The organism is Pseudomonas sp. FGI182, assembly GCF_000511325.1.
GTDB lineage: Bacteria > Pseudomonadota > Gammaproteobacteria > Pseudomonadales > Pseudomonadaceae > Aquipseudomonas > Aquipseudomonas putida_Z.
In genome coordinates this window covers 5,269,980-5,283,577 of sequence record NZ_CP007012.1, presented here as the reverse complement: position 1 = coordinate 5,283,577, position 13,598 = coordinate 5,269,980, and the positions used below count along the sequence as shown (strand labels likewise).

The 13,598-nt window shown below is 64.0% G+C and carries 15 protein-coding genes; 7 read left to right on the top strand and 8 right to left on the bottom strand.

What is annotated here, in order from left to right:
• Positions 1-153: 153 nt before the first annotated feature.
• Together fabR and C163_RS23305 are read right to left on the bottom strand one after the other, a co-directional pair.
• Positions 154-786, bottom strand: a complete 633-nt coding sequence (gene fabR / locus C163_RS23310) for an HTH-type transcriptional repressor FabR (RefSeq protein ID WP_015271984.1) — start codon at positions 784-786, stop codon at positions 154-156.
• Positions 787-908: 122 nt separating this feature from the next.
• Positions 909-1,451 carry a hypothetical protein gene (locus C163_RS23305; protein WP_025340812.1) on the bottom strand — a complete coding sequence of 181 codons (543 nt, stop codon included), beginning with the start codon at positions 1,449-1,451 and terminating at the stop codon, positions 909-911.
• A gap of 341 nt (positions 1,452-1,792) precedes the next feature.
• Here C163_RS23305 and C163_RS23300 point away from each other — a divergent pair, with 341 nt between their 5' ends.
• The gene (locus C163_RS23300; protein ID WP_025340811.1) at positions 1,793-3,859 is read left to right on the top strand and encodes an AsmA family protein; all 2,067 of its coding nucleotides are present in this window, start codon (positions 1,793-1,795) and stop codon (positions 3,857-3,859) included.
• Positions 3,860-3,988: 129 nt separating this feature from the next.
• Here C163_RS23300 and C163_RS23295 read toward each other — a convergent pair whose 3' ends face one another.
• Both C163_RS23295 and osmE read right to left on the bottom strand, forming a co-directional pair.
• Positions 3,989-4,519, bottom strand: a complete 531-nt coding sequence (locus C163_RS23295) for a bacterioferritin (protein ID WP_025340810.1) — start codon at positions 4,517-4,519, stop codon at positions 3,989-3,991.
• A 48-nt stretch (positions 4,520-4,567) separates the two neighbouring features.
• Positions 4,568-4,909: an osmotically-inducible lipoprotein OsmE gene (gene osmE, locus C163_RS23290; RefSeq protein ID WP_015271980.1), complete on the bottom strand. Its 342-nt coding sequence runs from the start codon at positions 4,907-4,909 to the stop codon at positions 4,568-4,570.
• Between the two features lie 123 nt (positions 4,910-5,032).
• Here osmE and C163_RS23285 point away from each other — a divergent pair, with 123 nt between their 5' ends.
• A complete protein-coding gene (locus tag C163_RS23285; protein WP_025340809.1) occupies positions 5,033-5,923 on the top strand; it encodes a triacylglycerol lipase in 891 nt (296 codons plus the stop codon).
• Here C163_RS23285 and C163_RS23280 read toward each other — a convergent pair.
• Positions 5,920-6,792: a DMT family transporter gene (locus C163_RS23280; protein WP_025340808.1), complete on the bottom strand. Its 873-nt coding sequence runs from the start codon at positions 6,790-6,792 to the stop codon at positions 5,920-5,922. The two genes, C163_RS23285 and C163_RS23280, sit on opposite strands and share 4 nt — an antisense overlap.
• 226 nt (positions 6,793-7,018) lie before the next feature.
• On the opposite strand from C163_RS23280, the gene C163_RS23275 reads away from it, so the two are divergent.
• The 3 genes from C163_RS23275 (at position 7,019) to C163_RS23265 (ending at position 9,236) form a co-directional block, all read left to right on the top strand.
• Positions 7,019-7,807: a helix-turn-helix domain-containing protein gene (locus C163_RS23275; protein ID WP_025340807.1), complete on the top strand. Its 789-nt coding sequence runs from the start codon at positions 7,019-7,021 to the stop codon at positions 7,805-7,807.
• A 62-nt stretch (positions 7,808-7,869) separates the two neighbouring features.
• A complete protein-coding gene (locus tag C163_RS23270) occupies positions 7,870-8,157 on the top strand; it encodes a PsiF family protein (RefSeq protein ID WP_003258250.1) in 288 nt (95 codons plus the stop codon).
• Positions 8,158-8,228: 71 nt separating this feature from the next.
• Positions 8,229-9,236: an AI-2E family transporter gene (locus C163_RS23265; protein ID WP_025340806.1), complete on the top strand. Its 1,008-nt coding sequence runs from the start codon at positions 8,229-8,231 to the stop codon at positions 9,234-9,236.
• Positions 9,237-9,369: 133 nt separating this feature from the next.
• On the opposite strand, the gene C163_RS23260 is transcribed toward C163_RS23265, so the two are convergent.
• The gene (locus C163_RS23260; protein WP_025340805.1) at positions 9,370-10,641 is read right to left on the bottom strand and encodes an Hsp70 family protein; all 1,272 of its coding nucleotides are present in this window, start codon (positions 10,639-10,641) and stop codon (positions 9,370-9,372) included.
• 164 nt (positions 10,642-10,805) lie between these two features.
• Here C163_RS23260 and cbpA point away from each other — a divergent pair, with 164 nt between their 5' ends.
• Both cbpA and C163_RS23250 read left to right on the top strand, forming a co-directional pair.
• Entirely contained in the window at positions 10,806-11,759 is a 954-nt protein-coding gene (cbpA, locus tag C163_RS23255; RefSeq protein ID WP_025340804.1) for a curved DNA-binding protein, read from the top strand.
• 2 nt (positions 11,760-11,761) lie between these two features.
• Positions 11,762-12,067, top strand: coding sequence for a chaperone modulator CbpM (locus tag C163_RS23250; RefSeq protein WP_025340803.1), 306 nt, complete (start codon positions 11,762-11,764; stop codon positions 12,065-12,067).
• 154 nt (positions 12,068-12,221) lie between these two features.
• Here C163_RS23250 and C163_RS23245 read toward each other — a convergent pair whose 3' ends face one another.
• Both C163_RS23245 and urtE read right to left on the bottom strand, forming a co-directional pair.
• Positions 12,222-12,737, bottom strand: a complete 516-nt coding sequence (locus C163_RS23245) for a GNAT family N-acetyltransferase (protein ID WP_025340802.1) — start codon at positions 12,735-12,737, stop codon at positions 12,222-12,224.
• Between the two features lie 31 nt (positions 12,738-12,768).
• On the bottom strand, positions 12,769-13,467 hold the full coding sequence (urtE, locus tag C163_RS23240) for an urea ABC transporter ATP-binding subunit UrtE (protein WP_013974394.1): 699 nt from the start codon (positions 13,465-13,467) through the stop codon (positions 12,769-12,771).
• Between the last annotated feature and the right edge of the window lie 131 nt (positions 13,468-13,598).

The window sequence follows — 13,598 nt, the reverse complement described above, 5'->3', positions numbered from 1 at the left end:
CAGGGCGCCATGGTAGCAGAACTGGGTTGTGGGTAGCCTGTGCCGGCCTCTTCGCGGGCACGCCCGCTCCCACAGGATCACCACAAGGTTCGAGCAATGCGGGGTACCTGTGGGAGCGGGCATGCCCGCGAAGAGGCCGGCACAGGCTACCGATCAGCCCGGGTTGCCCAACCCCTGCCAATGCCGCGCCCCCACGAAGATGAAGCGCAACTGCTGGGTGATCTTTTCCTGCGGCGTCAACGCCTGTGGATAACCCGCTTCGGGGCTGTCGATAAGCTCTGGCAGGGTGGCGAACACGGTTTTCACCACCAGGTCGGCCATCACCGCCAGCGCGGCGCTATCCAGGTGCTGCCAGCGCTTCATCCGCGCCAGGTCGGTGGCCAGGTCGTCGCTGATGTCCTGGCGCAGGCGGGCAATGGCTTGGCGTACGGCCTGCGAACCGCCGTACTGCTCACGGGCGAGGAACAGGAACTGCGCACGGTGGGCGGCAACCACGTCGAGGAAGATGCGCACCGAGGCGTCGGTGATGCCGCCCAGTTCGAATTCGTTCTGGCGCACCAGGCGGATGGTCTGGCGGAAGGTAGTGTCGACCTCGGCAACCAGGGCCAGGCCCAGGGCGTCCATGTCGGAAAAATGCCGGTAGAAGCCGGTGGGTACGATGCCGGCCGTCTTCGCCACTTCGCGCAGGCTGATACTGCCGAAACCACGGCCACTCTCCATGAGCTGGCAGGCGGCATCGAGCAGGGCCTGGCGGGTCTGTAGCTTCTGTTCGGCGCGCGGCAGCATGGTGCGGGCTTCTGTGGCGGTAAGGCTGGGCACTCTAGTTAAAAAAACAAAGCCCGGTCAATGGACCGGGCCTGGAGGGGAGCAAGTGTTGTGACAGAGGTTGTTCTTTTCGGCCATGGTGATCAGCTCACACGGCTGAGTTCAACCAGGCGATCGGAGCCACCTTCGGCAACGCGGCCACTACGTTCGATAAGGCGATCCGAGCCACCTTCGGCAACGCGGCCACTACGTTCGATCAGGCGATCGGAGCCACCTTCGGCAACGCGGCCACTACGTTCGATCAGGCGATCGGAGCCACCTTCGGCAACGCGGCCACTACGTTCGATCAGGCGATCGGAGCCACCTTCGGCAACACGGCCACTACGTTCGATCAGGCGATCGGAGCCACCTTCGGCAACACGGCCACTACGTTCGATCAGGCGATCCGAGCCACCTTCGGCAACGCGGCCACTACGTTCGATCAGGCGATCGGAGCCACCTTCGGCAACACGGCCACTACGTTCGATCAGGCGATCGGAGCCACCTTCGGCAACGGTTTTCAGCGGCTGGGCGATTTCGGCAGCGCTGGAGCGCGATTCGGCGGTCAGGTGTTGCTCGTCGGCTGGCAGGGCAAAAGCGTTGGCGGCCAGGATGGACAGGGTCAGGGTCAGCAGATGGCGTTTCATGATTTCGGTGCTCCTCTCGGGGGCTGGAAAGTGGGTACGGAGCCAATGCTACGCCGGGTAACGCCAGAGAGAAGTTCATACGGGTAATGGTAACAATCGACCGTATTGATAGAGGTTGCAACCTGCTCTAGAAAGCACTTTCCAGGCTGGAAGGTGGCAATTTGATGGCGATGTATGCGGGTAACACGTATGGCCTGGCGCGACGAATTGCTGAGCAAAAGGCCAGGAAAAACTTCGCTATCATGGCGCCATCGATAAAACCCCACGGGTTTTCATCAGTCCGAGATATTGAGTGCCACCGCTGCACCTGTTCTGTGCCATACCGCAAGGAGAATCACGCAATGACGCGTCCCGCCAGAATCCTCGTCTGGACCTTCACCAGCCTGCTGACCCTGCTGGCGATCCTGGTGGTGGTGATCGCCACCTTCGACTGGAACCGCGTCAAGCCCCTGCTCAACGAGAAAGTCTCCGAGGCCCTGCAGCGGCCCTTCGCGATCAATGGCAACCTTGCCGTGGACTGGCGCACCGAACCAGAAGAGGGGGGCTGGCGAGCCTGGGTGCCCTGGCCGCACTTCATTGCCGAAGACCTGACCCTGGGCAACCCCGAGTGGCTCAAGGAACCGAAGATGGTCGGCCTGGAGCGCGTGGCGTTCCGCCTGGCGCCGCTGCCGCTGCTGTTCCAGCAGATCAGCATCCCGCGCATCGACCTGACCAAGCCCACAGCCAGCCTCACCCGCCTGGCCGATGGCCGCGCCAACTGGGCCTTCGACTTCGGCCCCAAGGATGAAAACGCAGAGCCTTCCAAATGGCAGCTGGACATTGGCGCGATCGGCTTCGACCAGGGCAATGTCAGCTTCGATGACCAAACCCTGAAAACCAGCATGAAGGTGCAGATCGACCCGCTGGGCAAGCCTGTCCCGTTCAGCGACATCGTCGGCAAGGCCAGCGCCGAGAAGGCCGGTGCCGCGCAGGACTACGCCTTCGGGCTCAAGGCCCAGGGCCGCTACAAAGGCCAGCCGGTGTCCGGTACCGGCAAGATCGGCGGCCTGCTGGCCCTGCAGGACGCCAGCCAGCCGTTCCCGCTGCAGGCTGACGTGCGCATCGCCGACACCCATGTGGTGCTCGCCGGCACCCTGACCGACCCGCGCAACCTCGGCGCCCTCGACCTGCGCCTGCGCCTGTCCGGGGCCAGCCTGGGCAACCTCTACCCGTTGACCGGCGTAACCTTGCCCGACACCCCGGCCTATTCCACCGACGGCCACCTCAGCGCCAACCTGCACGCGGCGCAAGGGGCGACCTTCAACTACCAGGGCTTCAACGGCAAGATCGGTGACAGCGATATCCACGGCGACCTGGCCTTCGTTGCCAGCCAGCCACGGCCCAAGCTGTCCGGCAACCTGGTGTCCAACCAGTTGCTGTTCAAGGACCTGGCGCCGCTGATCGGCGCCGACTCCAACGCCGAGCAGAAGGCCCGCGGGGGTGCCAGCAAGCAGCCGGCGGGCAAGGTGCTGCCGGTGGAAGAGTTCCGCACCGAGCGCTGGCGCGCGATGGACGCCGACGTCACCTTCGCCGGCAAGCGCATCGTGCACAGCGCGCAACTGCCGTTCAACGACCTGTCGGCCCACGTGATACTGGAGGACGGCCTGCTGCGCCTGGAGCCCCTGCGTTTTGGCGTGGCTGGCGGCAACCTGGCTTCCAGGATCCGCCTGGATGGCCGCAACGTACCATTGCAGGGACGTGCCCGGCTGACGGCGCGGGGCTTCAAGCTCAAGCAGTTGTTCCCATCCTTTGCGCCGATGCAGACCAGCTTCGGTGAGTTGAATGGCGATGCCGATATCACCGGCCGGGGCAACTCGGTAGCCGCCTTGCTGGGCACGGCCAATGGCGACCTGCGCATGTTGATCAACGATGGCGCCATCAGCCGCAGCCTGATGGAGATTGCCGGGTTGAACGTGGGCAACTATGTGGTCGGCAAGCTGTTTGGTGATGAGGATGTGAAGATCAACTGTGCAGCGGCTGACGTGGGCATCAAGGATGGCCTGGCGACCACGCGCCTGTTCATCTTCGATACCGAGAACGCGATCATCTACATCAACGGCACGGCCAATTTCGCCACGGAGCAGCTGGACCTGAAAATTACCCCTGAATCGAAAGGGCTGCGGCTGTTCTCGCTGCGCTCGCCGCTGTATGTGCGCGGGCCGTTCGCCAAGCCCAGTGCCGGGGTGCAGGCGGTGCCGCTGGCGTTGCGCGGCGCGGGGATGGTGGCGTTGGGCGTGGTTGCCGGGCCGGCGGCGGGGTTGCTGGCGCTGATTGCGCCTAGCAGCGGGGATGATCCCAACCAGTGCACGCCGCTGTTGCAGCAGATGAAGGCGGGCAAGGCGCCGGCGGTGGTGAAAGAGAGGAAATAGCAGGGGGCCGCTTCGCGGCCCATCGCGACACAAGGCCGCTCCTACAGGGAATCGCGCAAATCTGCCGAGATGCGATCCCTCTGTAGGAGCGGCCTTGTGTCGCGATGGGGCGCAAAGCGCCCCCAGCAATCACAAGCCTTGCAACAGGTCGGACATATCGTCCGCGTGCTCTTCTTCCTGCGCGAGGATGTCTTCAAAAATCCGCCGCGTAGTCGGATCTTTATCCCCAATGTACCGAATGATCTCGCGATAGCTATCGATGGCGATCCGCTCCGCCACCAGGTCTTCCAGCACCATCTCCTTCAATGAAGTGCCCGCCACATATTGGGCATGAGACCGCTTGCTCAGGTTGTCCGGGTTGAAATCCGGCTCTCCACCTAACTGCACGATCCGTTCGGCAAGCTTGTCGGCGTGCTCGGCTTCCTGGTTGGCATGCTCGAGGAATTCATCGGCAGCCACGCTGGCCTTGATGCCGCTGGCCATGAAGTAGTGACGCTTGTAGCGCAGCACGCAGACCAGTTCGGTGGCCAGTGAATCATTGAGCAGGCGCAGGATCTGTTGGCGATCAGCATCGTAACCCTCGGTCACCGCACCTTGCTCGACATGCTGGCGGGCACGTTCGCGCAGGGTTTGCACATCGGTCAGTTCAGTCGCATTCATGTTCATCTCCTGGAACATCAGGGTGGTCATGGATATGGCCTGGAAGGCTCAGGCGCCGTGGACGGCGTCGCTGTCTTCTTCGCGTTGTTTGCAAGTCTTGAAGCCCTTGGCGTCGACATGGCCGGTGGCGTCGAAGCGCACGTAGTAGGGCTGCTGGTGGCCATCGTGGTTGAGGATGTAGTCGTTGCAGGTGCCGCCATGGGGGAGGTCGATCACGTTGGACGGGCTGCCGCCGATGGCGATGACTTTCTGCATGGTCATGCCTTTTTCCACCTGCTTGACCAGCGGCTCGTCGCGGTAGGTGACATAGTCCACCGGGTTTTCCGGGCGGCTGCCGCAGGCGGCGAGGGTGGCGCTTGCCAGAAGGATTGCCAGGGTCTGCTTGTACATGGTCCCGCTCCTTGCAAAGGGTATGTGTGGTTTGGAACCGCAGCGCGCGCCGGGAGTTCGATTGCGATGGTCATCAAGGCCGCTGTAGTGTTGGCCGGTCGTCCACGGAAAGGGGCTGGGGCAATGCAGCAGGAATTGGCCACGCGATACCCGTTGGTGCTGGTGCCGGGCATGCTCGGTTTTGTCCGGGTAGTGCTCTACCCCTACTGGTTCGGCATCGTGCCGGCCCTGCGCAAGGGCGGGGCGCAGGTGTTCCCGGTGCAGGTTTCGCCACTGCATTCCAGCGAGGTGCGCGGCGAGCAGTTGCTGGCCATCATCGAAGACATCTGCCTGCGCACCGGAGCGGAAAAGGTCAACCTCATCGGCCACAGCCAGGGTGCCCTGAGCGCGCGCTACGCGGCCGCCAGGCGGCCCGGGCGGGTGGCTTCGGTCACTTCGGTGGCGGGGCCCAACCATGGCTCGGAACTGGCCGACTACCTGGAGCGTACGGCACCGGGCGATTCCCCGCAGGGGCGCATCCTGAAGGCTGTGCTGCATGGCTTGGCCGTGCTGCTGGTGTGGCTGGAAACCGGCTGGCGCCGCGACCCGCTGCCGGTGGATGTACACGCCTCGCACCAGTCGTTGACCAGCGCCGGGGTGGCGCTGTTCAACCAGGCTTATCCACAGGGGTTGCCAGACACTTGGGGCGGGGAGGGGGCCTATGAGGTCGATGGCGTGCGCTATTACTCCTGGTCCGGCACCCTGCAGCCCGGCCTGACCGACCAGCGGCGCAACCGTTTCGACGGCAGCAGCCACTTCTGCCGCCTGTTCGCGCGCAGTTTCGTCAAGGAAAGGGGCCATTGCGACGGTATGGTCGGGCGCTTCAGTTCGCACCTGGGGCAGGTGATCGGCGACGATTACCCGCTCGACCACCTGGATATCGTCAACCAGTCGCTTGGTGCGGTGGGCAAGGGTGCCGAACCGGTGCGGCTGTTCACCGAACATGCCGCCCGGCTCAAGGCGGCAGGGCTCTAACGACGGATCGGTGTGGTCCAGCGCTCGGCCAGCACCACGCCCGCCAGGGTCAGCAGGCCGCCGACCAGGTGATAGCGGGCCAGCTGCTCGTCGAGCACCACGGCGGCGATCAGTGCCGTGACCAGCGGCAGCAGGTTGAAGAACAGCGTGGTGCGGCTGGGCCCCAGGCGGTGCACGGCCTGCATCCACACCAGGGGTGCGATCATCGAGGCCAGCACGCAGGCGTACAGCACCAGGCCGATGTTGCGGTTGTTCAGGCCAGTCTTGTCCGACAGCACGAACAGCGGCAGCAGCACGACGATGGCTACCAGCACCTGCAGGTACAGCAGCTGCATCGGTGGCAGGCGCAGCTGCCATTTCTTCAGCAGGAAGCTGTACAGCGCGTAGGCCAGTGTGGCCACCAGCATCAGCAGGTCGCCGCTGTTCAGGCCTTGTTGCAACAGGCTGGCGGGGTGGCCGGCGCTGACCACTTCAAGCACGCCGAAAAATGACACCAGCGCGCCCAGCAGGGCGCCGTAGCTCAGGCGTTGGCCCAGCCAGGCGATGGACAGTGCCAGCGACATCAGCGGCATCAGCGAAAGGATGATGCCCATGTTGGTGGCGCTGGTGATGCCGGCGGCGAAGTAGGCCAGGCTCTGGTACAGCGCCATGCCCAGCACGCCCAGCACGAAAACCTTGCCCAAGTGCGGGCGAATGGCCGCGCGATTGCGCCACACGGCGGGCAGCAGGAACGGGGTGAACAACAGCGCGGCCAGCAGCCAGCGGTAGAAGCCGATCTCGGCGGGGTGGATGGCGCCGGCGGACATCTTGGTGACCACGGTGTTGCCGGCCCATATCAGGATGGCGGTCAGGGGGAACAGGTAGTTCATGTAGCAGGTTACTCGTTTTGGACTGATTGGGGCTGCTTTGCAGCCCATCGCGACACAAGGCCGCTCCTACAGGTATCGCACAGGCCCGGAAGACAACGCGGGTCCCTGTAGGAGCGGCCTTGTGTCGCGATGGCCTGCGCAGCAGGCCCCGATGGCAGCCATTATCAACTGTCTGTCAACAAGCCTATACTCCTATCCAGACAACCCACCCCGCAAAGCAGACAGCATGCCGCGCAAATACCTCGACATTCCCCAGTTCACCCGGCTCCCGGCCCCGGTGTACTTCCGTCACGACGAGTTCGGTGCCGACACCCGCAGCGCCCTGCATCGCCACGCCTGGGGCCAGCTCAACTACACCGCCCACGGCGTGATGCATCTGGAGGTCGCCGGCCAGCACTTCCTGTCGCCGCCGCAATACGCCGTGTGGGTGCCGCCCGACACTGAGCATGGCTGCTACAACCCGCAGGCCATCGTCTACCGTTCTGTCTACCTGGACCGCAGCCTGTGCGCCGCACTGCCGCAGCAACCGTGCAGCCTGATGATCAGCGACATCCTCAAGGCCATCCTCGCCGACTTCGCCCGGCGCGACCTGCGGGTGGCCGAGGGCGAGCGCGACCAGCGCCTGGTGCAAGTGCTGCTCGACCAGTTGCTGCTGGCGCCCACCCAGGCCTGCTACCTGCCGTTTGCCCACAGCGAAGGCTTGCGCCAGGTGCTCGATGCCCTCGGTGCCGAGCCGGGCGACAACCGCCCGCTGGCCGACTGGGCCGCCAAGGTGCATGTCAGCGAACGTACCCTGGCCCGCCAGTTTCTGCGTGAGCTGGGCATCAGTTTTGGCGAATGGCGCCTGCGCCTGCGCTTTCTGCGCGCCATTGAAGCGCTGGAGGCCGGCCAGCCGATCCAGGCCATCGCCTTCGACCTGGGCTACAGCAGCGCCTCGGCGTTCATCGCCATGTTCCAGCGCCAGGCCCAGTGCACGCCCGAGCAATACCGCCGCCAGGCACGGGCAGGGCGTTGAAATTCTTGGCTACACTCAGCTCGACCCCCGTGCATCGGGCGCGGAGCCAAGGAGACTACTCCATGAAAGTGCTGCAAATCCCCTTACTGGTGTTGGCGGTGTTGTTCAGCGCCCAAGGCTTCGCCGCCAATACCGCGCAGCAGGAAAAGATGAAAACCTGCAACGCCGACGCCACCGCCAAGGCCCTCAAGGGCGATGAGCGCAAAGCCTTCATGAGCACCTGCCTGAAGAAGGATGTGCCGCAAACCCAGCAAGAAAAGATGAAAACCTGCAACGCCGACGCCACCACCAAGGCCCTGAAGGGTGACGAGCGCAAAGCGTTCATGAGCGACTGCCTGAAGAAGAAATGACCTGCGCCTATGCCTGCAGACGTAAGGCTGGCAGACTGCGGGTCTTTCCCGTTGTCTGCCGTTGAGGCTGTATGACCTTCACCCCCCGCCAGGTCACCCTGGCCAGCTGGATCATCGTGTTTGCCGGCCTGTTGCTGGCGTTGCCCCTGAAATTGCTGCCGAGCCTGCTGGCCGGCCTGCTGGTGTTCGAGCTGGTCAACATGCTCACGCCGCGGCTGCAGCCGCTGATTGCCGGGCAGCGTGCCCGCTGGCTGGCTGTAGCGCTGCTCGGCACGCTGGTGGTCAGCACCCTGACCCTGCTGTTTGCCGGTGCTTTCAGCTTTTTGCTGCACGAGGCGGAAAACCCCGGGGCTTCGCTGGACAAGTTCATGGCCCTGGTGGAGCGCGCCCGCGGGCAGCTGCCGCCGTTCATCGAAGGCTACCTGCCGGCCAGTGCGGCGGAGTTCAAGGTAGCCATCGGTGACTGGATCAAGAGCCACCTGAGCGACCTGCAGCTGGTGGGCAAGGGCATGGCGCACATGTTCGTCACCCTGTTGATCGGCATGATCCTGGGCGCCATCGTCGCCTTGCAGCGCATCCCCGACATCTCCCGGCGCAAGCCGCTGGCGGCGGCGCTGTTCGAGCGCCTGAGCCTGCTGGTGCAGGCGTTTCGCAACATCGTCTTCGCGCAGATCAAGATTTCGCTGCTCAACACTACCTTCACCGGCATCTTCCTGGCCGTGGTGCTGCCGATGTTCGACGTGCACCTGCCGCTGACCAAGACGCTGATCGTGCTGACCTTCCTGCTGGGCCTGCTGCCGGTGATCGGCAACCTGATGTCGAATACCCTGATCACCATCGTCGGCCTGTCGCTGTCGATCTGGGTGGCGGCGGCGGCGCTGGGTTACCTGATCGTCATCCACAAGGTCGAGTACTTCCTCAACGCGCGGATCGTGGGCGGGCAGATCAGTGCCAAGTCGTGGGAACTGCTGCTGGCGATGCTGGTGTTCGAAGCGGCGTTCGGGCTGCCGGGGGTGGTGGCGGGGCCGATCTACTATGCCTACCTGAAGAGTGAGCTGAAGCGGGCCGAACTGGTCTGAGATTGCTGGGGCCGCTTTGCGGCCCATCGCGACACAAGGCCGCTCCTACAGGGACCGCGCATTCATCTGATTACGCGGTCCCTGTAGGAGCGGCCTTGTGTCGCGATGGGCTGCAAAGCAGCCCCAGAAGGGATCAGGCTACGCCGTAACGCTTGCGCGCCTCGATGGCCAGCCCGCTACCAATGCTGCCAAAGATGTTGCCTTCCACATGCCGCGCATTCGGCAGCATCGCCGACACGCTGTTGCGCAGCGCCGGAATCCCGCTGGAACCGCCGGTGAAGAACACCGTATCGACCTGTGTTTCGCTCACTCCAGCCTTGGCCAGCAGTTCGCTCACGCTACCACGCACCCGCTCCAGCAACCCTTCGATAGCCCCCTCGAGCAGCGCTCGTGACAGGTCCACGCCCAGCTCGCGCTCGATGCGGCCGAGGTCGACGTGGCGGCTCTGCTGCTCGGTCAGCTCGATCTTGCTGGCCTCCACTTCCATCGCCAGCCAGTGCCCGGCACGCTCTTCGATCAGCTTGAACAGGCGGTCGATGCCCAGCGTGTCCTCGATGTCATAGCGCATGCTGCCCAGCGCCAGCTGCGACTTCTGCGAGTACAGGGCGTTGATGGTGTGCCAGGTGGCGAGGTTGAGGTGATAGCTGGTCGGCATCAGCGCGCCGCTCTTCATGCGGCTGCCGTAGCCGAACAGCGGCATCACGCCCTGCAGGCTCAGCTGCTTGTCGAAGTCGGTACCGCCAATGTGCACGCCGCCGGTGGCGAGGATGTCGCTCTGGCGCTCGGCCACCAGGTGGCGCTCGGGCGACAGGCGGATCAGGGTGAAGTCCGAGGTACCACCGCCGATGTCGACGATCAGCACCAGCTCTTCGCGGCTGATGCTCGACTCGTAGTCGAAGGCCGCGGCAATCGGCTCGTACTGGAACGACACATCCTTGAAGCCGATCTTGCGCGCCACTTCGGCCAGGGTGTCCTCGGCCTCCTGGTCGGCGGCTGGGTCTTCGTCGACGAAGAACACCGGGCGGCCCAGCACCACCTGCTCGAACTCGCGCCCGGCAGCGGCCTCGGCGCGTTTTTTCAGCTCGCCGATGAACATGCCCAGCAAGTCCTTGAATGGCAGGGCGCTGCCCAGCACGCTGGTGTCGTGCTTGATCAGCTTGGAACCCAGCAGGCTTTTCAGCGAACGCATCAGGCGGCCTTCGTAGCCTTCCAGGTACTCGTGCAGTGCCAGGCGGCCATATACCGGGCGACGCTCCTCGATGTTGAAGAACACCACCGAGGGCAAGGTGATCTTGCCGTCTTCCAGGGCAATCAGCGACTCGACGCCGGGGCGGTGCCAGCCGACCGTGGAGTTGGAGGTGCCAAAGTCGATGCCCAGGGCGCGGGCCGGGGATACGTCAGACATGGGGAATGAGCTTCCGGAGGCAAAACGGCCGCGCAGTGTATGCCAGTTGGCTACAGAATCAAGACCGGTCGTCTGCCATGGAGCAAACCCAAGGCGGTCTTGAAAGGCTATGCTTGACCCCTATCTTCTTTTGCAACACGCACATTCACATTGGTGATCCATAGATGGACTTCAAAGACTATTACAAGATACTCGGCGTAGAGCCCACGGCGGACGACAAGGCGATCAAGGCCGCGTACCGCAAGCTGGCGCGCAAGTATCACCCCGATGTCAGCAAGGAGCGCGACGCCGAGGAGAAATTCAAGGAGGCCAACGAGGCCTACGAAGTGCTGGGCGACGCGCAGAAACGTGCCGAATTCGACGAAATCCGCAAGTACGGCGGCCAGCATGGCCGGCCGTTCCAGGCACCACCGGGCTGGGAAAGCCGCGGCGGTGGCGGTGGTTTCGAAGGCGGTGATTTTTCCGACTTTTTCAGCTCGATCTTTGGTGGCCGGGGCGGCAACCCGTTCGGTGGTGCCCGGCAGCAGCAACGCAGCGCCGGCAGGCGGGGGCAGGATGTGGAGCTAGAACTGGCGGTATTCCTTGAAGAGACCCTGAGCAAGGAGTCCAAGCAGATCAGCTTCCAGGTGCCGCAGACCAATGCCATGGGCCAGCGCACTGGCTTCACTACCAAGACCCTGAACGTGAAGATCCCGGCAGGGGTGACCGACGGCGAGCGCATCCGCCTCAAGGGCCAGGGCGCGCCGGGCAGTGGTGGCGGGGCCAATGGCGACCTGTTCCTGACCATTCGCATGGCACCGCACCCGCTGTTCGATGTCGAAGGTCATGACCTGATCATCACCGTGCCGCTGGCACCGTGGGAGGCAGCACTGGGCGCCAAGGTGGCCGTGCCGACCCTGGACGGCAAGATCAACCTCACCATCCGCCCCGACAGCCAGAGCGGCCAGCGCCTGCGCGTGCCGGGCAAGGGCCTGGCCAACAAGAGTGGCGAGCGCGGCAACCTTTACGCGCAGCTGAAAGTGGTCATGCCGCCAGCATCCGACGAGTCTGCCCGCGAATTGTGGACCAAGCTTTCCGAGAAGGCTGCGTTCAACCCGAGGACACAATGGAGTAAGTGATCATGAGCAGCACCCTGATCGTTCAACTGGACATGCGTACCTTGTGTCAGGAGGCCGATATCACGGCTGACTGCGTGATCGAAATCGTCGAGCACGGCATTGTCGAACCTTCCGGCCGAACGCCGGAGGACTGGTTGTTCGACGATCAGGCGCCGTTGTTGGCCAAACGTGCGGCGAAGCTGCATCAGGAGCTGGAACTGGAGTGGGAAGGTGTGGCGCTGGCGCTGGAACTGCTGCAGGAAGTGCAGCAGTTACGCAGCGAGAACAACATGCTGAGGCAGCGGTTGGGCAGGTTTACCCAGATGTAGGCCGTTGCGGCTAACCCCTGTAGGAGCGGCCTTGTGTCGCGATGGGCTGCGCAGCAGCCCCGGCAATCTTGAGATGAAGCAAAGATCTGGGGCTGCTGCGCAGCCCATCGCGACACAAGGCCGCTCCTACAGGGATCGTGTGAGGCCTGGTTTCTCAGCTTGGTTCTGCCCCCGGGTTCAGCACCAGCTGCATGAAGGTCAAGTCCAGCCACCGGCCAAACTTCACCCCCACCTGCGGCATCTGCCCGGTCACCACGAAGCCCAGCCGCTCGTGCAGGCGCACCGACGCTGCATTGCCGCTCTCGATGGCCGCCACCATCACATGCTTGCCACACGCGCGCGCACGCTCGACCAGCGCCGCCATCAGCACCGGCCCCAGCCCCTTGCCACGCTGGTCGCCGCGGATATACACCGAATGCTCAACGGTAAGGCGAAAGCCCTCGAACGGCCGCCAGTCGCCAAACGACGCATAGCCCAGCACCCCGCTCTCATCCACCGCCACCAGGATCGGGTAACCCTGCTGCGCCCGTGCATCGAACCAGGCCAGGCGGTTGGCCAGGTCCACCGGGTTTTCGTTCCAGATCGCCGTGGTGTTGCGCACCGCGTCGTTGTAGATGTCGAGGATGCCCGGCACGTCGGAAGGCAGGGCGTCGCGGATTTCATGACTCATGACAGCGTCTCGCAGGGTAGTTGCTTGCAGATTAAATGGTTACCAGCCCGCGCACACCTTCGGCCTGCATGTTTTCACCGCGCCCCCGCTGGATGATCTCGCCACGGGCCATCACCAGATACTGGTCGGCCAGCTCCTCGGCGAAGTCGTAGAACTGCTCCACCAGCAGGATTGCCATGTCGCCACGCTCGGCGAGGCGGCGGATGACTGCGCCGATCTCCTTGATCACCGAAGGCTGGATACCCTCGGTGGGCTCGTCGAGGATCAGCAGGCGCGGGCGGCTGGCCAGGGCGCGGCCGATGGCCAGCTGTTGCTGCTGGCCGCCGGACAGGTCACCGCCACGGCGTTGTTTCATCTGTTCCAGCACGGGGAACAGTTCGTAGATGAAGGGCGGTACCTCCCGAGCTTCACGGGCGGGGAAGCGCGAAAGGCCCATCAGCAGGTTTTCCTCGACGGTGAGACGCGGGAAGATCTCGCGGCCCTGGGGCACGTAGGCGATGCCGGCGTGGACCCGTTGCTGGGGCTTGAGGCTGGTGATCGGCTTGCCTTCCCATTCGATGCTGCCGTCGCGGGCCGGGACCAGGCCCATCAGGCAGCGCAGCAGGGTGGTCTTGCCCACGCCGTTGCGGCCCAGCAGGCAGGTGACTTCGCCGACCTTGGCCTCGAAGGACAGGCCCCGGAGGATATGGCTGCCGCCGTAGTACTGGTGCAGGGTGTCGATCTTGAGCATGTGTGTATTCCTGAAATTGTTGCTGTGCCTGTGCCGGCCCTTTCGCGGGCTTGCCCGCTCCCACAGGTACTACACAGGGCTCGAAAACTGTGGGTTTTCTGTGGGAGCGGGCAAGCCCGCGAAGAGGCCGG